The 22,787-nt window shown below is 67.1% G+C and carries 21 protein-coding genes; 8 read left to right on the top strand and 13 right to left on the bottom strand.

The annotated features are described in order from the left end of the window. Window positions 1–5 precede the first annotated feature (5 nt). Both ALI144C_RS50100 and ALI144C_RS50095 read right to left on the bottom strand, forming a co-directional pair. Window positions 6–764, bottom strand: a complete 759-nt coding sequence (locus ALI144C_RS50100; protein WP_076994333.1) for a glucose 1-dehydrogenase — start codon at window positions 762–764, stop codon at window positions 6–8. A 78-nt stretch (window positions 765–842) separates the two neighbouring features. Then, window positions 843–1,694, bottom strand: a complete 852-nt coding sequence (locus ALI144C_RS50095; protein ID WP_076994870.1) for a 3-oxoacyl-ACP reductase — start codon at window positions 1,692–1,694, stop codon at window positions 843–845. 242 nt (window positions 1,695–1,936) lie between these two features. Here ALI144C_RS50095 and ALI144C_RS50090 point away from each other — a divergent pair, with 242 nt between their 5' ends. The 3 genes from ALI144C_RS50090 to ALI144C_RS50080 are packed head-to-tail and all read left to right on the top strand — an operon-like array spanning window position 1,937 to window position 4,802. Beyond that, the gene (locus ALI144C_RS50090; protein ID WP_076994332.1) at window positions 1,937–2,533 is read left to right on the top strand and encodes a dihydrofolate reductase family protein; all 597 of its coding nucleotides are present in this window, start codon (window positions 1,937–1,939) and stop codon (window positions 2,531–2,533) included. 45 nt (window positions 2,534–2,578) lie between these two features. Then, the gene (locus ALI144C_RS50085) at window positions 2,579–3,760 is read left to right on the top strand and encodes an acyl-CoA dehydrogenase family protein (protein ID WP_076994331.1); all 1,182 of its coding nucleotides are present in this window, start codon (window positions 2,579–2,581) and stop codon (window positions 3,758–3,760) included. 22 nt (window positions 3,761–3,782) lie between these two features. Then, window positions 3,783–4,802: an acyl-CoA dehydrogenase family protein gene (locus tag ALI144C_RS50080; protein ID WP_076994330.1), complete on the top strand. Its 1,020-nt coding sequence runs from the start codon at window positions 3,783–3,785 to the stop codon at window positions 4,800–4,802. Between the two features lie 2 nt (window positions 4,803–4,804). Here the strand turns inward: ALI144C_RS50080 and ALI144C_RS50075 are convergent, their stop codons facing one another. The 4 genes from ALI144C_RS50075 to ALI144C_RS50060 all read right to left on the bottom strand — a co-directional run bounded on the left by ALI144C_RS50075 (window position 4,805) and on the right by ALI144C_RS50060 (window position 8,721). Next, window positions 4,805–5,425 (bottom strand): hypothetical protein, encoded by a 621-nt coding sequence (locus ALI144C_RS50075; RefSeq protein ID WP_076994329.1) that lies wholly within the window; start codon window positions 5,423–5,425, stop codon window positions 4,805–4,807. A 156-nt stretch (window positions 5,426–5,581) separates the two neighbouring features. Continuing rightward, window positions 5,582–5,959 (bottom strand): hypothetical protein, encoded by a 378-nt coding sequence (locus tag ALI144C_RS50070; RefSeq protein WP_076994328.1) that lies wholly within the window; start codon window positions 5,957–5,959, stop codon window positions 5,582–5,584. A 69-nt stretch (window positions 5,960–6,028) separates the two neighbouring features. Further along, entirely contained in the window at window positions 6,029–7,117 is a 1,089-nt protein-coding gene (locus tag ALI144C_RS50065) for an NAD(P)H-dependent flavin oxidoreductase (RefSeq protein ID WP_076994327.1), read from the bottom strand. Then, window positions 7,117–8,721 (bottom strand): acyl-CoA synthetase, encoded by a 1,605-nt coding sequence (locus tag ALI144C_RS50060; protein ID WP_193441293.1) that lies wholly within the window; start codon window positions 8,719–8,721, stop codon window positions 7,117–7,119. The genes ALI144C_RS50065 and ALI144C_RS50060 overlap by 1 nt, the downstream gene beginning before the upstream one ends. Window positions 8,722–8,783: 62 nt before the next feature. Between ALI144C_RS50060 and ALI144C_RS50055 the strand changes: the two genes are divergently transcribed. Beyond that, window positions 8,784–9,557 (top strand): crotonase/enoyl-CoA hydratase family protein, encoded by a 774-nt coding sequence (locus ALI144C_RS50055; protein ID WP_076994325.1) that lies wholly within the window; start codon window positions 8,784–8,786, stop codon window positions 9,555–9,557. A gap of 873 nt (window positions 9,558–10,430) precedes the next feature. Here the strand turns inward: ALI144C_RS50055 and ALI144C_RS50050 are convergent. After that, complete coding sequence (locus ALI144C_RS50050) at window positions 10,431–11,951, bottom strand: acyl-CoA synthetase (protein WP_076994324.1); 1,521 nt, start codon at window positions 11,949–11,951, stop codon at window positions 10,431–10,433. Between the two features lie 89 nt (window positions 11,952–12,040). Between ALI144C_RS50050 and ALI144C_RS50045 the strand changes: the two genes are divergently transcribed. The 3 genes from ALI144C_RS50045 to ALI144C_RS50035 are packed head-to-tail and all read left to right on the top strand — an operon-like array spanning window position 12,041 to window position 15,196. Continuing rightward, the gene (locus tag ALI144C_RS50045; protein WP_237774691.1) at window positions 12,041–12,982 is read left to right on the top strand and encodes a Zn-ribbon domain-containing OB-fold protein; all 942 of its coding nucleotides are present in this window, start codon (window positions 12,041–12,043) and stop codon (window positions 12,980–12,982) included. A gap of 7 nt (window positions 12,983–12,989) precedes the next feature. Next, window positions 12,990–14,042 carry a thiolase domain-containing protein gene (locus ALI144C_RS50040; RefSeq protein WP_076994322.1) on the top strand — a complete coding sequence of 351 codons (1,053 nt, stop codon included), beginning with the start codon at window positions 12,990–12,992 and terminating at the stop codon, window positions 14,040–14,042. Then, on the top strand, window positions 14,042–15,196 hold the full coding sequence (locus ALI144C_RS50035) for a thiolase domain-containing protein (protein ID WP_076994321.1): 1,155 nt from the start codon (window positions 14,042–14,044) through the stop codon (window positions 15,194–15,196). Before ALI144C_RS50040 ends, ALI144C_RS50035 begins: the two co-directional genes overlap by 1 nt. Here the strand turns inward: ALI144C_RS50035 and ALI144C_RS50030 are convergent, their stop codons facing one another. Together ALI144C_RS50030 and ALI144C_RS50025 are read right to left on the bottom strand one after the other, a co-directional pair. Beyond that, complete coding sequence (locus ALI144C_RS50030) at window positions 15,197–15,793, bottom strand: hypothetical protein (RefSeq protein WP_076994320.1); 597 nt, start codon at window positions 15,791–15,793, stop codon at window positions 15,197–15,199. A 69-nt stretch (window positions 15,794–15,862) separates the two neighbouring features. Further along, a complete protein-coding gene (locus ALI144C_RS50025; protein WP_076994319.1) occupies window positions 15,863–17,086 on the bottom strand; it encodes a cytochrome P450 in 1,224 nt (407 codons plus the stop codon). A gap of 167 nt (window positions 17,087–17,253) precedes the next feature. Between ALI144C_RS50025 and ALI144C_RS50020 the strand changes: the two genes are divergently transcribed. Continuing rightward, entirely contained in the window at window positions 17,254–18,372 is a 1,119-nt protein-coding gene (locus ALI144C_RS50020) for a steroid 3-ketoacyl-CoA thiolase (RefSeq protein WP_076994318.1), read from the top strand. A gap of 142 nt (window positions 18,373–18,514) precedes the next feature. Here the strand turns inward: ALI144C_RS50020 and ALI144C_RS50015 are convergent, their stop codons facing one another. The 4 genes from ALI144C_RS50015 to ALI144C_RS50000 are packed head-to-tail and all read right to left on the bottom strand — an operon-like array spanning window position 18,515 to window position 22,778. Beyond that, window positions 18,515–19,384 carry an acyl-CoA dehydrogenase family protein gene (locus ALI144C_RS50015; protein ID WP_076994317.1) on the bottom strand — a complete coding sequence of 290 codons (870 nt, stop codon included), beginning with the start codon at window positions 19,382–19,384 and terminating at the stop codon, window positions 18,515–18,517. Then, window positions 19,381–20,493: an acyl-CoA dehydrogenase family protein gene (locus ALI144C_RS50010; protein WP_076994316.1), complete on the bottom strand. Its 1,113-nt coding sequence runs from the start codon at window positions 20,491–20,493 to the stop codon at window positions 19,381–19,383. The genes ALI144C_RS50015 and ALI144C_RS50010 overlap by 4 nt, the downstream gene beginning before the upstream one ends. 3 nt (window positions 20,494–20,496) lie before the next feature. Continuing rightward, window positions 20,497–21,327 carry an enoyl-CoA hydratase gene (locus tag ALI144C_RS50005; RefSeq protein WP_076994315.1) on the bottom strand — a complete coding sequence of 277 codons (831 nt, stop codon included), beginning with the start codon at window positions 21,325–21,327 and terminating at the stop codon, window positions 20,497–20,499. Further along, on the bottom strand, window positions 21,324–22,778 hold the full coding sequence (locus tag ALI144C_RS50000) for a FadD3 family acyl-CoA ligase (RefSeq protein WP_076994869.1): 1,455 nt from the start codon (window positions 22,776–22,778) through the stop codon (window positions 21,324–21,326). The genes ALI144C_RS50005 and ALI144C_RS50000 overlap by 4 nt, the downstream gene beginning before the upstream one ends. Window positions 22,779–22,787 lie beyond the last annotated feature (9 nt).

Genomic DNA, 22,787 nt, shown 5'->3' with positions numbered 1-22,787 from the left:
GGCTGTCAAAGTAGTGAGTGTGTCGCCGTGGCGCCACCGTCGGCGACGAATTCCGCTCCAGTGGAGTACGAACTCTCGTCGCTGGCGAGGAACACCTGCAGGTCCGCGATCTCCTCGGGTTGTCCGCACCGGCGCAACGGTACTCGCTTGCCCACCCTGGACACGTCGACTTCCACGCCCTCGACGGCCTCCCGGACCATCTGGGTGTCGATGACGCCGGGGTGGATGGAGTTCACCCGGATGTTCAGGTGGCCGAGTTCCACGGCCGCCGCCTTCGTCATCCCCCGCACCGCGAACTTGCTGGCGGTGTAGGCGATCAGGAAGGCCATCCCGCCGAGCCCCTCCACCGAGGACACGTTGATGATCGAGCCGCCCTTGGCGTCGGTCAGCGCCGGGATGACCGCGCGCATACCGAGGAACGTGCCGAACTGGTTGACCTTGATCACCCGTTCGTAGTCGGCGACCGTGGTGTCGACAATGGACCTCAGGTGCAGGATGCCCGCGTTGTTCACCAACACGTTCAGCGTGCCGAACTCGACGAGCGTCCGCTCGACCGCGGCGGCCCAGTCCCCTTCGGACGTCACGTCCAGGTGGTGGTACACCGCGTGTTCGCCGAGTTCGGCGGCGAGCTCCTTGCCCTGGTCGTCGAGGATGTCCGCGATGGCCACCCGCGCGCCCTCCGCGACGAACCGCCGTGCCGCCGCCGCGCCCTGTCCTCGCGCGGCGCCGGTGATCAGCGCGGTCTTCCCTGCCAGGCGGCCCATCACGTCATCACCTCGGTCAGCGGCGGGCCAGCCCTGAGGCCCATGTCGTCGCGATGTGGGAGCATCATGGCTCTCCTTCTAGGACAGTGACATCGTGTCGAGGCACGCGAAGGTCTTGTTCGGGTCGCGCTCCTCGAAGGCGTCGGTGAGATCGCCGAAGCTGGTGAACGTCTGCTCGACGGTGGGCGCGGCCATCAGCGCGACCGTTCCGCCGTGCACCACGAACACCTGTCCGTTGATCTTGTCCGCGGCGGGCGCTGCGAGGTGGGCGACGAACTCGCCCACGTGGTCCGGCGACAGCGGGTCGTCGCCGGTCGGTGCCTCTCCGAAGACGTCCACAGTCATCGACGTGCGGGCGCGCGGGCAGATCGCGTTCGCCCGGACCCCGTACTTGCCCAGCGACCGTGCGCTGGTCAACGTCAACGCGGTGATCCCGGCCTTGGCCGCCGCGTAGTTCGGCTGGCCGCCTGAGCCGAGCAGGAACGCCTCGGACGAGGTGTTGACTATCCGCGCGTACACCGGGCCACCGGACTGCTTGGACTGCGCACGCCAGTACGCGGCCGCGTTGCGCGACAACAGGAAGTGCCCGCGCAAGTGAACCTTCACGACGAGGTCCCATTCCTCGTCCGACATGCTGAACAGCATCCGGTCGCGGAGCACGCCCGCGTTGTTGACCAGGACGTGCAGCCCGCCGAACCGGTCGACCGCCGTCGACGTCAACGCGTCCGCCGTGTCCCGTTCGGACACGTCACCCTTGACGAACACCGCTTTGCCGCCGAGGTCCTCGATCTCGGCGACCACGTCGGACTCGGTGATGTCGCCGAGCACGACGTCCGCGCCCGCCCTGGCCAGCGCGACCGCCTCGGCCCGGCCGAGCCCGGCCGCGGCACCGGTGACCACCGCGACCTTTCCCTCAAGCGGCCTAGTCAACTCCACGGGCTCACTCCTCGTCGAGCGCTGCTGCGTCGCAGCTCACACTAGAATAGGTTCTCGAGCGTGACAAGTGCTCCGACCAGGAGAATCGCACCAAAATAAGGAACAGGTTCTAAATAAGTCCCGGCGCGCTCACCCTGTTCAACGACAATCACGCGAACAAAGTGACGCGTCATGTCGATGAGTTCCTCCCCCGTTCGACGTTCCATGTGAGTAGGGACGAACATCAGGGAGCAGTCATGAGCAAGGTTTTCGCGGGCGCGAGCATGTCACTGGACGGGTACGTCGCCGGGCCGGGCCAGAGCGGGTTCGACCACCTTTTCGCCTGGAACACCAACGGCGACGTCGAGATGTCGATCGGCGGATCCGGAACACGCCTGACACTGAGGATGTCCCAGGTGAGCGCCGGGCGGTACAGCGCGCTGCTCGAGTCGACCGGCGCACTGGTCGTCGGCCGTTTCCTGTACGACATGACCAACGCTTGGGGCGGGGAGCACCCGCTGCAGCGCCCCGTCGTCGTGCTCACCCACAACCCACCGGAGCACTCCTCCGAACACTTCACGTTCGTGACCGAGGGCATCGAGGCCGCCGTCGCCAAGGCCAAGGAACTGGCCGACGGCAGGAACGTCGGCCTCAACAGCGGCACCATCACCCGCCAGGCGCTGGACGCCGGACTGGTCGACGAGATCGAAGTAGACCTCGTTCCAGTGTTACTCGGCGGCGGCACACCGTTCTTCGGCGAGCTGGCAAAGGCCCCGGTCAAACTGGAAGGGCCGGTGTCCGTTCAGGAAGGTGTCGGCGTGACACACCTGCGCTACCTGGTCACCAAGGCCTGACCCAGGCTATGGTGAACTAGAACGTGTTTCACTCCTGGAGGTCGGATGCGGATCACCCACACGCCCGAGCAGGAGGCGCTGCGCCGTGAACTGCGCGAGTACTTCTCGGCGTTGATGACACCCGAGCGCAGGCAGGCCCTCGCCACGGAAGGCGGTGAGTACGGCGACGGGGCCGCGTACAAGGAAATCGTCCGGCAGATGGGCCAGGACGGCTGGCTGGCGCTCGGCTGGCCGACCGAGTACGGCGGCCAGGACCGGTCCGCCATGGACCAGCTCATCTTCAACGACGAGGCGGCGATCGCGGGCGCGCCGGTGCCGTTCCTGACGATCAACACCGTCGGTCCGACGATCATGCGGTTCGGCACGCCCGACCAGCGCGCGCGCTACCTGCCGGGCATCTCAGGCGGGCAGACGCACTTCTCGATCGGGTACTCCGAGCCGGAAGCCGGGACCGACCTGGCGTCGTTGCGCACCCGCGCGGTGCGCGACGGCGACGACTACGTGATCAACGGCCAGAAGATGTGGACCAGCCTGATCCAGTACGCCGACTACGTGTGGCTGGCCTGCCGGACCGACCCGGACGCGGCCAAGCACAAGGGCCTGTCGATGATCATCGTGCCGACCGGCGCGCCCGGATTCTCGTGGACGCCCGTGCACACCGTGTCCGGTGTGATGACCAGCGCGACCTACTACCAGGACGTGCGGGTACCCACGACGAACCTGGTCGGCACCGAGAACCAGGGCTGGTCGTTGATCACCAACCAGCTCAACCACGAGCGGGTCGCGCTGACCTCGTCGGCACCGATCCGCAACGCGCTGCGGGAGGTGGTCGAGTGGGCCCAGAACACCAAAACCGCCGACGGCAAGCGCGTGATCGACCAGGAATGGGTGCAGCTGCACCTCGCGCGCGTGCACGCCAAGGCGGAGTTCCTCAAGCTGATGAACTGGCGGATCGCCTGGGGCGTGGAGCATTCGCCGAAACCGGCGGACGCGTCCGCGACGAAGATCTTCGGCACGGAGTTCGCCACCGAGGCCTACCGCCTGCTGATGGAAGTGATCGGCACCAACGCCTACGTGCGCACCGGATCACGGGGCGAAGTGCTCGGCGGGCGCATCGAGCGGCTGCACCGAAGCGCGCTGATCCTCACGTTCGGCGGCGGGACCAACGAGGTGCAACGCGACATCATCGCGGGCGCCGACCTGAAACTCCCGCTGCACAAACGCTGACTTCGGCTGGAAAAGGACATCGATGGACTTCTCGTTCTCCGAGGCGCAGGTCGAACTCGGCAAGCTGACCCGGTCGATCATGGCGGCGCTGACCGACGAGCGGCTGCGCGCGGCCGAGTCGGGCGCCGACCGGTTCGACCCTGAACTGTGGGACTCCCTTGCCCAGGCCGGGATCCTGTCGGTGACCGACTTCGGGCTGCTCGAGCAGTGCAGTGTGCTCGTCGAACTCGGCCGCGCGGTCGCGCCCGTACCCTACCTGGCATCCGTCGTCGCCGCGTCAGCTCTGGAACGATTCGGCACGGCGGACAACGCGAACGCGATCCACACCGCCGCCTTGTCCGAAGACGAGGTGTACGCGGAACCGGCGGCGGACGGCTGGCGCCTGACCGGCAGCAAGTCCTGCGTTCCCGCGGGAGCGCTCGCCGAGGTGATCCTCGTCCCCGCTTCGTCGCCGGACGGGGTGAAGGTCCTTGTCGTCAAGCCGTCCGAAGTCGCGATCACCCGGCAGCGGATCGTGGACAGCGACAGCGAGGCCTGGCTCGACTTCGACGACGTGCCAGTGGATTCCACGCGGTTGCTCGGTGGCCAGGAGGTACTCGACTGGCTGCACACGCGGATGACCATCGGGCTGTGCGCGCTGCAGTTGGGAGTCACCGAACGCGCGCTGGAACTGACCACGGAACACGCGCGGACCCGCGTGCAGTTCGATCGGCCGATCGGCTCGTTCCAAGCCGTGGCACAACGGCTGGCGGACGCCTACATCGACGTCGAGGCGATCCGGTTGACGTTGTGGCAGGCCGCGTGGCGGGTCAGCGAAGGGTTACCGGCCGAGGTCGAGGTCGCCGCGGCGAAGTTCTGGGCGGCCGACGCCGGGCACAGGGTGGCCCACACCGCGGTGCACGTGCACGGCGGCATGGGCATCGACACAGATCACCCGTCGCACCGGTATTTCGTTGCCGCGAAACGCAACGAGTTCACGCTCGGCGGCGCCACCGCGCAGTTGCGCAAGATCGGCGCCGCGCTGGCGTCAACCCCTGCCTGACGTCAGCGACCGCGCGTGGCCGAGACGTAGTTCCCCGCGGCCGAACCCAGTGCGAGGATCAGGCCGATCAAGGGCATGATCGCGAAGATGACCGGGAACACCGCCAGTGCGTTCTTGATGCTTTCGAACTGCTCGGTGAACATCCCACCGGTGTCCGTGCCCAGGATGTTGATCAGGTAGTAGGCGCAGATCACCAGTTCCAGGATCGCGCCGACCACGTACAGCGTGCGGGACGTACCGGACATCAACTGGACCGCACCGAAGATCAGCAGGACCAGTCCGGCCAGCTGAGCCAATGCGAGCGCCCAGCTGGCCGCCGCGCTGGCGTCCTGGGCCGACGCCGTGCCGAACAGCGCCGAGAACAGGATGCCCGTGGTGATCAGGGTGATACCGGCCTGGATGAAGCCGAGCACCGCGGCACCGGTGACCGAGCCGGGCTTGGCGGTGGGCTGTCCGCCGTAACCGGTGCCGTAACCACCCGGCCCGCCCGGGTACTGCTGGTGCGCCGGGTACGCGGGCTGACCGCCCGGCGGTGTCTGCGGGTAACCGGACTGCGGCGGGGCGAAGCCCGGCATCGGTGACTGTTGGCCAGGGTGTTGTTGCTGGCCGTACTCATTGGACATGCGGCCTCCTCGGGGCACCGGGATGACGTCGCCGAGTATGTCGCCGGGTCAGGCGATTTCGTGACGTTTCACGCCAACTCAGCCCGCACAGCGGCCAATTGGCCGCCCAAGGCTGCCCTTCCGGGCACTTCGGTCACCGGATACATCACGATTCGGTCAGCGAATCCCCAGGTACCACTTGCTGTCCGGTCTGGTGAGCAACAGGGCCCCGGTGAGCGGGACAGCGAGCGCGAACGGGACCACAACCAGGCCGCTGGGGAAGAACGCGACCGCACACACCGCCGCGGCCGCCGCCTGCAGCAGGAAAGTCCCTTGGTACAGCGCCCAACCCTGACCGGTCATGATCACCACGCTTGCCACCATCATCAGGCCGCCGACAAGCAACTGAGCAACCAACAACACTTGGTATACCTTGTTGTCATACATCCACGGTGCGTCCATGAACACCAAGCCGGTCGTGCCGTACAGCAGCGACAGGATGCCGTGGACGAACCCCAGCATCGAAGCGACAGTGATCTTGGTCGGACGTCCCATACCGACCAACGATGCGTGGTTCCCGGCGTTCTTCCCAGCGTTTGCCCGGAAGTACGCACGCTGGAGCGCTCACATGTTCCTGAGCCGGTCCAGTGTCCGCTTCGTGTCAGCGATCAACTCCGCCATGATCTCGGCGACCGGGCGGACCGCCGACATCCGGCCGACGATCTGGCCGACCGGCATCGAGACCACCGCGGGGTCTCCCGCGTGGTTGATCCGGTTGTGCGCCTCGGCGACCAGCAGGTTCTGCAACGGCATCGGCAACGGTTCGGGCGCGTCGTCGGCCGCCCACGCGTCCGTCCACTTGGTCCTGAGCAGCCTTGCCGGTTTGCCGGTGTAGATCCGGGTCCGGACCGTGTCACTGGACGTCGCGCCCAGCAACGCCTGCTGCATCGCCGATTCGCCGAGCGACTGCGTGTACTCCGCCGTAGTGAGCCAGTACGAGCCCATCCAGACACCCTCGGCGCCCAGCGCCATGGCGGCAGCGACCTGACGGCCGCTGCCGATACCGCCAGCGGCGAGCACAGGCACGTCGACCGCGTCCACGATCTCCGGCACGAGCACCATCGTGGCGATCTCCCCGGTGTGCCCACCGGCTTCGTAGCCTTGGGCCACCACGATGTCCACGCCGTTGGCGACGTGGTTGCGCGCGTGCTCGGCCTTGCCCGCCAACGCGGCCACGAGAACACCGTGTTCGTGTGCCCGTTCGATGATGTCCGCGGGTGGTGATCCGAGGGCGTTCGCGATCAACTTCACCGGGTGTTCGAGCGCGACGTCGACATGCGACCGGGCCACGGAGTGCAGCCAACCGAGCACCCCGTCCCGGCCTTCGCCACCGATCGGTGGCACCCCGAGTCTGTGCAGCGTCCGCTCGACGAAGTCCTTGTGCCCCGGTGGGATCAGCTTGTCCAGGTCGAGCGCCGCGCCCTCGGTCGGGATCTTCGCGGGCATCACCACGTCGACGCCGTACGGTTTGCCGTCGGTGTTGGCGTCCATCCAGTCGAGGGCCTTGGCGAGGTCGGCCGCGTCGTTGAACCGCACGCAGCCCAGCACGCCGAGACCACCGGCCCGGCTGATCGCGGCGGCTACGTGTTCGGATGGCGTGAACCCGAAGATCGGGTGCTCGATGCCGAAGGTGTCACACAGCGATGTCCGCACTATTTCACCACTACCGTCGTGTGTTCGGTGGCTTCGTTCTCCTGCGCGTGCGCCTGCGCCCACCGGTAGTCCGGCTTGCCGCTCGGGGAGCGTTTGATCTCGTCGACCAACCACAGGCTGCGCGGCACCTTGTAGCCGGCGATCGCGCCACGAGCGTGTTCGTCCAGTTCGGACAGTGTCGGCGTCCTGCCGTCACGCGGTTGCACGACCGCGGCGACGCGTTGGCCGAAGCGCTCGTCCGGGACACCGATCACCAGCGCGTCGAAGACGTCGGGGTGCGACTTCAGCGCGCCCTCGACCTCCTCGGGGAAGATCTTCTCGCCGCCCGAGTTGACGCACATGTTGCCGCGTCCGAGGAGTGTGACCGTGCCGTCTTCCTCGACGCGCGCGAAGTCACCGGGAACCACGTACCGCTTCCCGTCGACCTCGACGAACAACGCCTTGGTCTTGGCCTCGTCCTTGTAGTAGCCGAGCGGGATGTGGCCGCCGCGGGCGAGCCTGCCGACGACTCCGGGCTCGACGGGCCGGTTGTCCTCGTCGATCACGGTGTTGTCCGCGTCGATCCTGACCCGGGGGCCGCCGCGGTGCTCGACTCCCCTTTGGACGATGCTGAGGCCGGAGAACCCGGCCTCGGACGACCCGATCGAGTCGGTGATCACCACGTTCGGCAGGGCGGCCAGGTACTGGTCCTTGACCGAGGGCGAGAACAACGCGGCCGTGCTGGCGATCGCGACGACGGAGGACGTGTCGTACTCGCGCTCCTGCAACGCCTCGATCATCGGCCGGGCCATCGCGTCCCCGGTGATCAGGATGACCTGCGCCTTGTGCTGTTCGATGGTGCGCCAGACCTCGTGCGCGTCGAACTGCGGGACGAAGACGACGGTGCCGCCGGAGAACAGGCTCTGGAACGTCGCCCATTGGGTGGCACCGTGGATCAACGGCGGGATCGGGAAGCGGACGAGGCTGTACTGCAGGCCGGTGTTGGCCTGCTGCCACTCGTCCTCGATCCGCGCGCCGGTCATGAAGTCGATGCCGCCGCCGAGCACACGCCACACGTCTTCCTGGCGCCACACGACACCCTTGGGATTACCCGTGGTGCCGCCGGTGTACAGGATGTAGGTGTCGTCCGGGCTGCGGGGCTCGAAGTCCCGGTCCGGGTGGCCCTCGCGGAGGGCTGCCTCGTACTCGCAGCCTTCGTAGTCCACACCGGAGTCATCGTCGACGACGATAACGTGTTTCAGTCTGTCGGTCCGCGCCGCCGCGACCTTGGCGGCGTCACGCCGCTCGTGCACAAGGGCGACCAGGTCGGCGTCGTCGAAGATGTACCGCAGTTCGCTGGCGACATAGCGGTAGTTGACGTTCACCGCGACCGCGCGGAGCTTGTACGCGGCCAGCATGGTCTCGACCGCCTGGACGGAGTTCCGCGAGTACACGCCGACGTGCGAGCCACGCCCAACGCCGTTGGCGGCCAGATGGTGCGCGAGCCGGTTCGCGCGCTGCTCCAACTCGGAATAGGTGACCCGGCGCTCGCCGCAGATCGCGGCGATCCGCTCGGGCACGACATCGACGGCGTGCTCCACGAGATCGGCGATATTGAAGGTCACCACCCCAAAGTAGAACATGTTATCGTTCTGAACAATCCCCCGTTCCGACCGGAAGGAAGTCGATGGACTGCCTGGTAGAGCGGCAAGGGCACGTGCTCATCGTGACCATGAACCGCCCGGATGCGCGAAACGCGTTGTCCGCGGAGATGATGTCGATCATGCGCGACGCCTGGGACGAAGTGGACAAGGACGACGCGATCAGGGCATGCGTCCTGACCGGGGCAAACGGAGCGTTCTGCGCGGGCGCGGACCTGAAGGCGATGACAGCCAGTCACCCGGGGGACAAGGCAGCGGACTGGGACCTCTCGGTGATCGAGCCCCTGTTGAAAGGCAGGAGGCTGACCAAGCCGCTGATCGCGGCGGTCGAAGGACCGGCGATCGCGGGCGGGACAGAGATCCTGCAGGCAACGGACATCAGGGTTGCCGGTGAAAGCGCCCGGTTCGGTGTGTCCGAGCCGAAGTGGGGCCTTTTCCCACTGGGCGGTTCGGCGGTCCGGTTGCCACGGCAGATTCCCTATACGGTCGCCTGTGACCTCCTGCTGACGGGACGGCACATCACAGCGACCGAGGCTCAGCGCATCGGGTTGATCGGTCACGTGGTGCCCGACGGACAAGCACTGCCGAAGGCGTTGGAACTCGCTGAGCTGATAGCAGCCAACGGGCCACTGGCGGTCAAGGCAATCCTCCGAACGATCCGCGAAACCGAAGCCATGCCGGAGAACGACGCCTTCAAGATCGACGCCCGGCTGGGCATAGCCGTCTTCCAGAGCGAGGACGCGAAGGAAGGACCCCGAGCTTTCGCGGAAAAGCGCAAGCCAAACTTCCAAGGCCGCTAAAAGCCCAGCGACAAGCCCGGGGCGCCGGACTGTCAATGCATAGGCGCAAAGCAACCCGCAACGGCCAGCGCGCAAGCGCAGGGGGTTTGCGGCCGCGCACCAGCGCAGGGGGTTTGCGGCTTGCGCGCAAGCGCAGGGGTGGGCTTCGGGGGTGTCTCCTGCCCGTCGGCCTGGGCGAAGCCAACCACGGGCTGTCAAGAGGTCGGCCTGCCCAGGAGCCCCGGCGATGGCGGTACCGATCCTCTTGATAGTCCGTGGTTCCCTGGGGCAGGTCGACGGGCAGGAGGCGCCCTCGCCTCGGGTACACACAACAGGATCTCGGCTGTGGGCAGGGAGTACACCCACCCCATCTCCTGCTTTGAGGTCTGCCACCCGGCGAGGGGCTATCTTTCCCCCGCAGCATCCGAGCCTTGACCAGGAGTAAGGCGTGGTCACCCGACCCGGAATACTCGAGATTCCGGGTCTGAAAAGACAAAAAGAAGGGGTCCCTCGCCGGGAGGCAGACCTCTGAGCAGGAGGTCTTCGCGCCGTGTTCCTCCCGGCGCATACTTTTCATGACCCGGGGTTCAGGGCGCGGGCGTCCCCTGCCCGTCGACCTGCCCCAGGGAACCACGGACTGTCAAGAGGATCGGTATGGCTGTCGCCGGGCTACTTTGGGTGGGCCGACCTCTTGACAGCCCGTGGTTGGCTTCGCCCAGGCCGACGGGCAGGAGACACCCCCGAAGCACCACTCTGCGCTAGCGCGCACGCCGCCTGCCCTGCGCTTGCGCGCACGCCGCCTGCTCTGCGCTAGCGCGCTGGCCGTGGGGGCTGGGTCTACCCGCTCGGTGACCAGGACCGGGCTGCGGTTGCTCTCCGCTAGCTGATTGCCCGTTAAGGCAAGTACTTGGCACGGATCTTTCGCTTATACAGCTTGCCGTTCGGGTCGCGTGGTAGTTCGTCGACATAGTCGATGCTTCGGGGCAGTTTGAACTTGGCGAGGCGTCCGCGTGCGTACTCCAGGAGTTCCTCTGTCAGTGCGTCGTCCGGGCTCACACCCGGCGCGGGCTGCACCACTGCCTTGATTTCCTCGCCCCAGTCCTCGTGGGGGAGGCCGAATACCGCTATGTCCGCGACCTTGGGGTGGACCGCGAGTTCTCCTTCTATCTCCGCCGGGTAGATGTTCACCCCGCCGGAGATGATCATGTCTGCCTTGCGGTCGTGCAGGTACAGGTAGCCGTCTTCGTCCAGGTGGCCGACGTCTCCCAGGGTGAACAGGTCGCCGACGCGGGATGCCAGCGTCTTCTCCTTGTCCTTGTGGTACTCGAAGCTCGAGGTTCCCATCTTCATGTACACCAGGCCTGGTTCGCCGACGGGCATGTCGTTGCCGTTGTCGTCCAGTACGCGTACTACCGAGCCTGGCCAGGCTTTTCCGACCGAGCCTGGTTTGCGCAGCCATTCCTCTGCCGAGATCGATGTCCCGCCGCCTTCTGTTGCCGCGTAGTACTCCACCACCACTGGGCCCCACCAGTCGAGCATTCGGCGTTTCGTCTCCAGTGGACACGGGGCCGCGCCGTGGATCATCACGCGTAGCGAAGACACGTCGTATCGCGAGCGCACGTCTTCCGGTAGGGCCAGCAGGCGGTGGAACTGGGTCGGCACCATGTGGCTGTGGGTCACCTTGTGGTCCTGGATCAGCCTCAGCATCTCCTCCGGGTCCCACTTCTCCATCAGGACCACTGTATGTCCCATTTGGATCGAGATGCCCGCGAAGTTCAGCACCGCCGTGTGGTACAGCGGCGAGCCGCAGATGTGCACGTGGTCGTCGAACGGTTTGATGCCGAATATCCCGAAGAACCACATCGACGCGGGTGGCACGTCATCGGGATCCGTTCCGGTCAACGGCCTCCGCACGCCTTTCGGGCGGCCGGTGGTGCCGGAGGTGTAGACCATCGGTGCGCCTGCCGTGCGATCGGCGGGACGCCCCGAACCCGCCGACGCGCCCAACGACTCCAACGGCGAGAAGCCCGGGATGTCACCGATCGCGAACTTCGCCGCGACTTTCCCGCCCGCCTCTGTCGCCATCTCGGTGAACCGCGAGTGCGCTATGAAGACCTTCGCCCCGCTGTCCTCGATGATGTACGCGACCTCCGGTCCGACCAGGTGCCAGTTCACCGGCACCACGTACAGGCCGGTCTGCAGCACCGCGAAGTACAGTGCCAACAGGTCCGCCGAGTTCGGCAAGGCCATCACGACCGTGTCACCCGGCGTCAGGCCGAGTTCCTGCAGTCCGCGGCCGTAGCGGTTGGCTCTTGCCGCCAGCTCCCCGTAGGTCACGACGGCGCCGTCCGGATCCACGACGGCGGGGTGATCGGGCAGGTCAGCGGCGATGTTCCAGAGCCCTATCGCGGTCATACCCGCAAATCTAGAACGTGTTACAGGTCGATACAAGGGCTATCCAGTGACCATTTGCCAGCCTCGCGATAACGTGTTTCACTTCCACTGTGACCTCGCTCAGCGCGCCGCTCAACGTCGAGTTCGACTACACCCGGTCACTCGGTCCGGTCCTCGGCAGGTTCATGACCGGCCTGCGCGACCGGCGGATCGAGGGCGTTCGCGGCGACGACGGCCGCGTGCACGTACCCCCGGTCGAATATGACCCGGTCACCGCGCGGAAACTCACCGAGTGGGTGGAAGTCGCCGCCGCGGGCACCGTCCGATCGTGGACATGGGTGTCTGAGCCCGACGACGGCCAACCATTGACACGCCCGTTCGCCTGGGCCCTGATCCAGCTCGACGGCGCGGATACGTCGATACTGCACGCGGTCGACGTCCCCAGCTCCGACGACATCCACACCGGCATGCGCGTCCGGGTCCGCTGGGCCACGGATCCCGTCGGCAGCATCCACGACATCGCCTGCTTCGAACCGGGTGAAGCCGTCGAAACGCAAGCGGGTCAAGGCGAAGCCGTCACGATGGTGACCACGCCCGTTCGGCTCGCCTACACGCACACGGCCTCAGCCGAGGAGACCCGTTACCTCAACGGTCTCCAGGAAGGGCGACTGCTCGGGCAACGCTGCCCGGCGTGCCAGAAGGTCTACATCCCGCCGCGTGGCGCGTGCCCGACCGACGGTGTGCCCACAGTGGACGAGGTCGAACTGCCGGATCACGGCACTGTCACCACGTTCTGCATCGTCAACGTGCCGTTCCTCGGCCAGCGCATCGCGCCGCCGTACGTCGCCGCGTACGTCTTGCTCGACGGCGCCGACATCGCGTTCCAGCACCTCATCCTCGGGTGTGACGCTTCGTCGGTGCGGATGGGCATGCGTGTCAAGGCTGTCTGGCGACCCCGTGCGGAATGGCAGCAGTCGCTGGCCAACATCGACCACTTCGAACCGAGCGGCGAGGCTGACGCGCCGTTCGAGACCTACTCCCAGCACCTGTGAGGCACCGGTGAGAGATGTCGCCGTAGTCGGTTTCGCCCAGGCGCCGGCCGTACGCGAGACGCACGGCACGACCAATGGCGTCGAGATGCTCGTACCGGTGTTCCACGAGGTGCTCGGCGGGCTCGGCTTGGCCAAGTCGGACATCGACTTCTGGTGCTCCGGATCGTCGGACTACGTCGCGGGCCGTGCTTTCTCGTTCATCGCAGCGGTTGACGCGATCGGTGCGTTCCCGCCGATCAACGAGTCGCATGTGGAGGCCGACGCGGCCTGGGCCTGTTACGAGGCGTGGGTGAAGATCCAGACCGGCGAGGTGGATGTCGCGCTCGTGTACGGATTCGGCAAGTCATCGGCGGGAAAGCTGCGCCGCGTGATGACCATGCAGCTCGACCCGTACACGGTCGCCCCGCTGTGGCCGGACTCGGTCAGCGTCGCGGGTCTGCAGGCGCGCGCGGGTCTCGATCAGGGCATCTGGACCGAGCAGCAGATGGCCGAAGTCGCCGTCCGCAGCCGGGCGGACGCGAAGTCCAACCCGCTGGCGCAGGTCAAGGGCGACGTGACGGTCGACGACCTGCTCACGCGACCCTACCTGGCTGATCCGTTGCGCAAACACGACTGCGCGCCGGTCACCGACGGCGCCGCCGCGCTCGTGCTCGCCGCCGAGGACCGGGCACGGGAGCTGGCCGAACGCCCGGCGTGGATCACGGGCATCGCGCACCGCGTCGACTCGGCGAACCTGGGTGGACGGGACCTGACCACGTCACCGTCGACGGTGGCCGCCGCCAGGGACGCGGGATTCGACAAGGTCGACGTCGCCGAACTGCACGCACCGTTCACCCACCAGGAGTTGTTGCTGCGCAACGCACTCGGGCTCAACGGGAGCAGGATCAACCCGTCCGGTGGCGCGCTGTGCGGCAATCCGATGTTCTCAGCCGGGTTGATCCGGATCGGCGAAGCCGCCAGGCAGATCAGCGGCGGCCATGCCGACCGCGCGTTGGCGCACGCCACCAGCGGACCCGCGCTGCAACACAACCTCGTGTGCCTGATGGAGGGACGGGACTGATGGCCGGACAACTGGCCGCGGTGATCGGGACCGGGCAGACGGACCACACCGCGAAACGCCTCGACGTCTCCATGGCCGGCTTGTGCCGTGAGGCGATCGACCGGGCACTGGCCGACGCGAACGTCGACTGGCCCGACATCGACGCGGTCGTCGTGGGCAAGGCACCGGACATGTTCGAGGGCGTGATGATGCCCGAACTGTTCCTCGCCGACGCCCTCGGCGCGGTCGGCAAGCCGCTGCTGCGCGTGCACACCGCCGGTTCGGTCGGCGGCTCGACCGCGAACGTCGCGGCGTCCCTGGTACAGGGCGGGGTGCACCGCCGGGTACTCGCGGTGGCGTTCGAGAAGCAGTCCGAGTCCAACGCCATGTGGGCGTTGTCCATCCCCACGCCGTTCACCATGCCGGTGCACGCGGGCGCGGGCGGATACTTCGCGCCGCACGTGCGCTCGTACATCCGCCGGGCAGGCGCGCCGGAGCACATCGGAGCGATGGTCGCGGCGAAGGATCGGCGCAACGGCGCGTTGAACCCCCATGCACACCTCAAACAACCCGACATCACCGTCGAATCGGTCCGGGCGTCCAAGATGCTGTGGGACCCCATCCGCTACGACGAGACGTGCCCGTCGTCGGACGGCGCCTGCGCGGTCGTCATCGCGGACGAGAAGTCGGCCGGTCCTGGCGCCGCGTGGATCACCGCGACCGCGATGCGCACCGAACCGACCACCTTCGCCGGGCGTGACCAGGTCAACCCGCAGGCGGGCCGGGACGCGGCGGCCGCGCTGTGGAAGCAGGCGGGCATCGACGACCCGCTCACCGAGGTCGACGCCGCCGAGATCTACGTGCCGTTCTCGTGGTTCGAGCCGATGTGGCTGGAGAACCTCGGGTTCACCGGGACCGGCGACGGCTGGAAGCTCACCGAGGCGGGCGAGACCGAGATCGGCGGCCTGCTGCCGGTCAACCCGTCGGGCGGCGTGCTGTCGTCCAACCCGATCGGCGCGTCGGGGATGATCCGGTTCGCCGAGGCGGCCATGCAGGTGATGGGACGTGCCGGGGCGCACCAGGTCGCCGACGCGAGGGTCGCTTTGGGGCACGCCTACGGCGGCGGGTCGCAGTACTTCGCGATGTGGGTCGTGAGCGCGGACAAGCCGAGCTGATCACCTGTCCGTGCAGGACCAGTAGATCTTCGCGGTCACCTTGTCCCCGTCTTCGGCCGACCAGTCTGTGAGGGTGATCGAACCGCTGCCGTTCTCCGCCATGGTGACTTCGGACTGTCCTTTGTCGCCCGTCGTGTAGGTCTTCGAGTTGACCTGGAGCGTCGCTTCCTTGAGCAGCGCGGCATCCGTGTAGGACGCCGGGCCGGAGTAGGCGATCGGGTCCTCGGTGAAGAAGTTCAGCGTCCGCTCGGAGTTGGTCACCTTGGGCAGCGCGAGTTTCCCCGCCGAGCCCGCCGCCCAGTCGGCGCAGCTCTTGTTGTTGAGTTCACTCAGCACCGTGAAGAAGTCCGTCGACAGCGTCTGCCCGCCGGCCACCTCCGCCTTGCCGCAGATCTCCACCGGCCCGCACGAGTTGTCCACCGCGGGCACGCCGGTCGACGCGGTCTTCGTCCCGGTCCGCATCGGGCCCTTGGACGCCGTCGTGGCAGGCGGTTCCGAGCTGGGTGTCGTGGTCACGGGCGACTGGGCGGTGCCGTTGCCCGAGCCGCACGCGGCCAGCAGCAGTCCACAACCGATGCCGAGCAGGATCCTTCGCATGGGTGCAGAATCCCCCTCGGGCACGCCCCGGCGAAACGGACTCCGGGGCGCCCGAAGAGGCATTCTCGATCACACGTAGGTGACCTGGAACTCCTTGAACCCGTTCAGCCAGCCCGAGCGCAGCCGCACCGGGTCCGCAGCCTTCGCGATGTTCGGCATGTGCTCGGCGATCGCGTTGAACATCAGGTCGATCTCCAGGCGGGCCAGGTTGGCGCCGATGCAGTAGTGCGCCCCCGTCCCACCGAAACCCAGGTGCGGGTTGGGGTCACGGCCGATGTCGAACTTGTACGGGTCGTCGAACACCTCGGGGTCGTAGTTCGCCGAGCTGTAGAACAGGCCGACGCGCTGACCCGCCTTGATCTCCACACCGGACAACTCGGTGTCCACTTTGGCCGTTCGCTGGAAGACCATCACCGGGGTCGCCCAGCGGACGATCTCGTCGGCCGCGGTCGCCGGGCGTTCGGCCTTGTACCGTTCCCACTGCTCGGGGTTGTTCAGGAACGCGTACATGCCGTGGGTGATCGCGTTGCGGGTGGTCTCGTTGCCCGCCACCGCGAGCAGCAGCACGAAGAAGCCGAACTCCTCGGAGGTCAGGTTCTCGCCGTCGATGTTGGCGTTGACCAAAGTGGTCACGATGTCGTGCGCCGGGCAGCGTTTGCGCTCCTCGGCCATGTTCCACGAGTAGCCGAGCAGTTCCGCCGAGGCGAGTTCCGGTTGGGACGCTTCCGGGTCGTCGTACGAGATCATCCGGTTCGACCAGTCGAACAGCTTGTGCCGGTCGTCCTGCGGCACACCCAGCAGTTCCGCGATGGCCTGTAAGGGCAGTTCACAGGCGACATCGAGGACGAAGTCGCCGGTTCCCTCCGTGACAGCGGTTTTCACGATCCGCTCGGCGCGGTCGGCCAGCGCGTCGCGCAGGCTGTTGATCGCGCGGGGCGTGAAGCCGCGCTGGATGATCGCGCGGACCTTGGTGTGCTGCGGCGGGTCCATGTTCAGCATGATCAGCCGCTGCGCCTCGATCTTGTCCCTGGTGATGTCGGGGCCGAAGCGGATGATCGCGGTGTTCTCACTGGTGGAGTAGACATCCGAGTTGCGGGACACCTCTTTGACGTCCTGGTGCCTGCTGACCACCCAGTACCCGTCGTCGTCGAACCCGCAGTCCCGGTTGGGTGTGCTGTTCCACCAGACGGGTGCGCAGCGGCGCAGTTCGGCGAATTCCTCATGCGGTAGCCGTGTGGCATAAACGTCGGGATCGGTGAAGTCGAAGCCTTCGGGGATCCTGGGTTCGGCCACGTCTGCCTCCTGAAGAGTCGTCCCCCACTACGGCGTGGAACACGTTCTATGGCCGATTAGAGCATACACCGTTAACTCAACGAAAGACCTGGCGCGGCATCAGTCTTGCTGATGACGAGAACGTGTTCTATTTTCGATCACGATGACCCCCTTGGGAGGAGCTCGGCGTGGGCAATGCGGTGATCGTTGAAGCGGTCAGGACACCGATCGGGAAACGGGGAGGTTGGCTGGCCGGGCTGCACGCGGCCGAGCTGCTCGGCGCGGCGCAGCGCGCGGTGGTCGAGCGCGCGGGGATCGACCCGGTGTTGGTAGAACAGGTCGCTGGTGGCTGCGTCACCCAGGCGGGTGAGCAGTCGAACAACATCACCCGCACGGGTTGGTTGCACGCCGGACTGCCACACTCGACGGGGTGCATGACCGTCGACTGCCAGTGCGGTTCGGCGCAGCAGTCGATCCACCTGATCACCGGCCTGATCGCGACCGGTGCGATCGACACCGGAATCGGGTGCGGTGTCGAGGCGATGAGCCGCGTCCCACTGCGCTCGAACCTCGGCACGGACGTGGGCAAGCCGCGCCCCGACGACTGGGGCATCGACCTGCCCAACCAGTACGAGGCGGCCGAGCGCATTGCCGTGCGGCGCGGCCTGAGTCGACAGGACGTGGACCAGTTCGGCGTGTGGTCGCAGGCGAAAGCCCGCAACGCCTGGGAATCCGGACACTTCACCGCCGAAATCGTGCCGGTCGCCGGAGTGGACAAGGACCAAGGCCTGCGCGACACGACACTGGACGGCCTCGCCGGACTGAAGCCCGTGCTCGACGGTGGCGTGCACACAGCGGGCACTTCGTCCCAGATCTCCGACGGCGCCGCGGCCGTCCTGCTCATGGACGAGGACCGTGCTCGCGCCCTGGGCCTGCGTCCACGAGCGCGAATCGTCGCCCAAGCGCTTGTTGGCGCTGAGCCGTACTACCACCTGGACGGCCCCGTGCAGGCGACCACGCGTGTCCTGGAACGCAGCGGGATGAAGATCGGCGACCTGGACCTCTTCGAGGTCAACGAAGCATTCGCGTCGGTCGTGATGTCCTGGACGAGCGTACACAAACCGGACACCGACCGCGTGAACGTCAACGGCGGCGCGATCGCTCTAGGACACCCCGTCGGGAGCACCGGAGCCCGCCTGATCACCACGGCGTTGCACGCCCTCGAACGCCGCGACGAGACATGCGCGCTCATCGCGATGTGCGCGGGCGGCGCCCTGGCCACCGCAACCATAATCGAGCGCATCTGAAAGACCCTCGTGAGTGTTTAGTCCGGTTGGAACAGGCCAGAACACTCACGACGGCGAGGTGTCAGTGGGGTGCGGGAATGTGACCAGTATGCCTGTCAACGCACGGTGGTCCGTACCCGACTGGCGCCGACCTACTGGTTGATCACGCGCTGAGCTCCGTCATCACCCTCGCCCGGTGGACCTGCCCGGTGCCCCACGCCGAATGCAGGGCCCGGACTTTGGTCAACCACAGGCTGAGGTCGTTCTCGGTGGTGTAACCGATGGCACCGTGGACCTGTAAAGCTGTGCGCGCGGCGCGGTACGCCGCATCGCCCGCGGCGATCTTCGCCGCGGAGGCCGGAAGCACGCCCAACGCGGCGCCGTACACCACCGGCCGGGCCAGCTCCAAGCCGACATGGACCGCGGCCAGGTGGTGCTTCACCGCCTGGTACGAACCGATTGGCTTGCCGAACTGGGTGCGTTGTTTGACGTACTCGACGGACTTCGCCAACAACGCGCGCCCCGCTCCCAACAACTGCGCGGCGCACGCGAGCACACCACGATCGAACGCTCCGGCCAACGGGCCGATCTCAGCTGTCGCGGTCACCTCGAACAACGCCCGGCACGGATCCACTGACGTGACACGCTTGCCAGGGACGGCGGCGAACAGCGTTCCGTCCTGCACCACGAACACGCGATCGGCCACGTCCGCGTCAACCGCATACGAAACGTGCGGCGGAATGGCCGTTGTGGCCAGTAACGCGCCATCCAGCCACTCCGGCAGAACCGCGATCGTTTCGATGGCCGGGCCGGGAATCGCGTGGTAGCCGATGGCCTCCATGACCACGACCATGTCCACAGGTTCGCCGTCCGTGGCGATGGTCGTCGCGCCGAGATCCGCCAGGTGCCGCCAGACAGCCAGGCCGGGTTCGTGGTTGCCCGTGGCCCATGCCCTGGCCGCATCGGACTTGGCGAGCAGCGCGTCCAGGGTGTCCGCGAACTGGGTCTGTTCTTCGGAAAGGGTGAATTTCATCGCGGTAGCCCCAATATCCGTTCGGCCACGACGTTGCGCTGGATCTCGTTCGTGCCCGCGTAGATCGGGCCCGCGAGCGAGAACAGGTAGCCGTCGAGCCAGTCACCGGTGGTCTCGCCTTCGCCGCCGAGCAGGTCCAGCGCCGTCTCGTGCATCGCGATGTCCAGATCCGACCAGAAGAGCTTGTTCACACTGGACTCCGCGCCGAGGCTGCCGCCCGACGCCAGCCGGGTGACAGTGCCGAAGGTGTACAGCCGGTACGCCTGCGCCCCGAGCCACGCGTCCACGACGCGGTCCCGTAACACCGGATCCGGTGAGGTTTCCCAGAGTTCGACCAGACGCCGCGCGGTTGCCAGGAACCGCCCGGGACTGCGCAACGACAGACCACGCTCGTTGCTCGCCGTGCTCATCGCGACCTTCCAGCCGTTGTCGACGTCGCCGATCACGTCGTCGTCCGGCACGAACACGTCGTCGAGGAAGATCTCGGCGAAACCCGGCTCACCGTCGAGCTGTGCGATCGGCCGCACGGTCACCCCGGGCGCCCGCAACGAGAACATGAAGTACGTCAGGCCGCGGTGGCGCTCCCCGGAGGTCCGGAACAGGCCGAACCCGCGGTCGGCGAACGTCGCCCGGGAACTCCACGTCTTCTGCCCGCTCAGCAGCCATCCGCCGTCGGTCCGCCGCGCGGCCGCCCGGATCGCGGCGAGGTCGCTGCCCGCCTCCGGTTCCGACCAGGCCTGGGCCCACACCTGTTCGGCGTTGGCCATCGTGGGGAGCAACCGGGCACACTGCTCGGCCGTGCCGTGCGCGAACAACGTCGGCGCCAGCAGGAAGATGCCGTTCTGACTGACCCGGGCGGGCGCACCCGCCGCGTAGTACTCCTCCTCGAAGACCACCCACTGGAGCAGGGACGCGTTCCTGCCGCCGAACTCCTCCGGCCACGACACCACCGACAGGCGTGCGTCGAAAAGCGTTCTCTCCCAGGCGCGGTGGGCTTCGAAGCCGTCGGCCGTGTCCATCGACGGCAGGTCGGCAGGCGTGTTCGCGGCGAGCCACGACCGGACTTCGGCCTGGAAGGCCAGGGTGGCGGCGTCGAGATCGAGGTCCATGGGCTACTTGCGTTCCTTCATCGAGCGGGCATCCATGCCCGCGAGGGAGTCCGAGGAGACCTCGGCGTTGTGCGCGTGGGCGAAGTGGTGCAGGCCGAACACCGAGTCCATCCCCGAACGCAGGCCCATCAGGTCCTCTGCCTGGTTCACGGCGCGTTTGGCGAGGGCGAGCCCGAACTGGGGCATCTCGGCGATCCGGCCGGCGAGCCCTAACGCCTCCTCGGCCAACGACTCCCGCGGCACCACCCGGCTGACCATGCCCCACTCCCGCGCCTGCCGGGCGGTGAACCGGTCGCCCGTGAAGAGCACCTCCTTGGCCGCGCGCGGGCCGAGCACCCAGGGGTGCGCGAAGTACTCCACGCCGGGGATTCCCATCCGTACGACGGGATCCGCGAAGAACGCGTCCTCCGACGCGACGATCAGGTCGCACACCCACGCCAGCATCAGGCCACCGGCGATGCACGCACCCTGCACCATCGCCACCGTCGGTTTGGGAATCTCCCGCCAGCGACGGCACATTCCCAGGTACACCTCCATTTCCCTGGCGTAGCGCTGGTCGCCGCCCGATCTGCCGACGTGGTCCCACCACATCACGGCCTTGCGCTCGAAGGACACGTCCACATCCCGTTCGGGCGTGCCTATGTCGTGCCCCGCCGAGAAGTGCTTGCCTTCCCCGGCAAGGACGATCACCTTGACCTCGGCGTCGTCGACCGCGCGGGTGAACGCCTCGTCCAGCGCGTACGTCATCGCCGAGTTCTGCGCGTTGCGGTACTCGGGCCGGTTCATCGTGACGATCGCGACCGGGCCCTGCCGCTCGTAACGGACGACGCTCATGACTCTCCCCTTAGGACTCGTTTCAGCACCTTGCCCGACGGGTTGCGCGGCAGCGCCGCGAGGAACTCCACCTGCCTTGGCACTTTGAAGTTTGCCAGCAGGGTCCGACAAAAACTGATGACGTCGTCCTCGGACAGGTCGACGCCACTTTTCCGGACGATGTGCGCCCTGCCGACCTCGCCGAGCCGGGCGTCCGGAACGCCGATCACCGCGGCCTCCGCGACGCCGGGCAACCGGGCGAGCACCTGCTCCACCTCAGCCGGGTAGACGTTGAAACCGCCGCAGATGTACATGTCCTTGATCCGGTCGGTGATGGTCAGATTCCCCGCCTCGTCGAGGTTTCCGAGATCACCGGTGTGCAGCCAGCCGTCGTCGTCGATGGCCGCCGCGGTCGCCTCCGGATCATCGAGGTAGCCGAGCATCACGTTCGGGCCGCGGACGAGGATCTCGCCGGTCGGGCTGATCCGGACCTCACATCCCGCGGCCGCGCGCCCGGCTGTCCTGGCGATGGTTTCCGCGCTGTCCGACGGGGAGCACAGCGTCACGACCGGGCATTCGGTCAGGCCGTACGCGGTGAGCACGGTGTCGCACAGCTCTTCCCGCATGCGTTCGACCAGCGTGATCGGGACGACCGCCGCGCCGGTGACCGCCAGCCTGATCCTCGGCGGGCTCGGCGAGTTATCCACAAGCGACTGGAAGATCGTGGGCGCACCCGGCAACACGCTGATACGTTCGGAAGAGATCAGCCGAATCGTCTCGGCGACGTCGAAAACGGCCTGGGGCACGATCGTCGCGCCCGTCAGCAGGCACGTCAGGATTCCTGCCTTGTAACCGAAACTGTGGAAGAAGGGGTTCACGATGAGGTATCTGTCGGAAGCACTGAGCTCGGTCCGCTCCGCCCAGGCCCGTGCGGTGGCGAGCGTCTGCGTCTGCGCGCTCATCGCGCCCTTGCTGCGCCCTGTGGTGCCGGACGTGTAGAGGATGTCGGCCACGTCGTCCGGCTGAGCGGGCGAATCGAAGGTGGCCTCCGGCCATTCCATCGGCATCCGGAAGATCCGCAGTCTCGACGCCAGCGTCGCGTCGGCCTCGAGCAGGTCGGCCTCCCGGTCCTTGCCGAGGAATTCGCCTTCCACGAACAACCCCCGCGCGCCGCTGCGGTTGACCACGTCCAAGGTCTCGGCAGTGGTGAAGCGGGTGTTGATCGGTACCAGTGTGGCACCCGCGTACAGCACACCGAGTGCTGACGTCACCCAGTGGTGCGTGTTCGGGCCGAAGATCGCGACCCGGTCACCCCGTGCGATTCCGCTCGAGTGCAGGCCGTACGCGACTGCCATCACGCGGTTGTGCAACTCGTGGAAGGTCAGCCGGACCTGTCCGTCGACCACTGCTTCGGCGTCGCCGAAGCGTTCGGCCGCTTCGAGGAGCGCGGCGGGAATGGTTTCTCGGCGCACACTCACCTC

The organism is Actinosynnema sp. ALI-1.44 (genome assembly GCF_001984155.1).
Lineage (GTDB): Bacteria > Actinomycetota > Actinomycetes > Mycobacteriales > Pseudonocardiaceae > Kibdelosporangium.
Note: the sequence above shows the minus strand (reverse complement) of the source record. Positions and strands in the feature narration are given on the sequence as shown.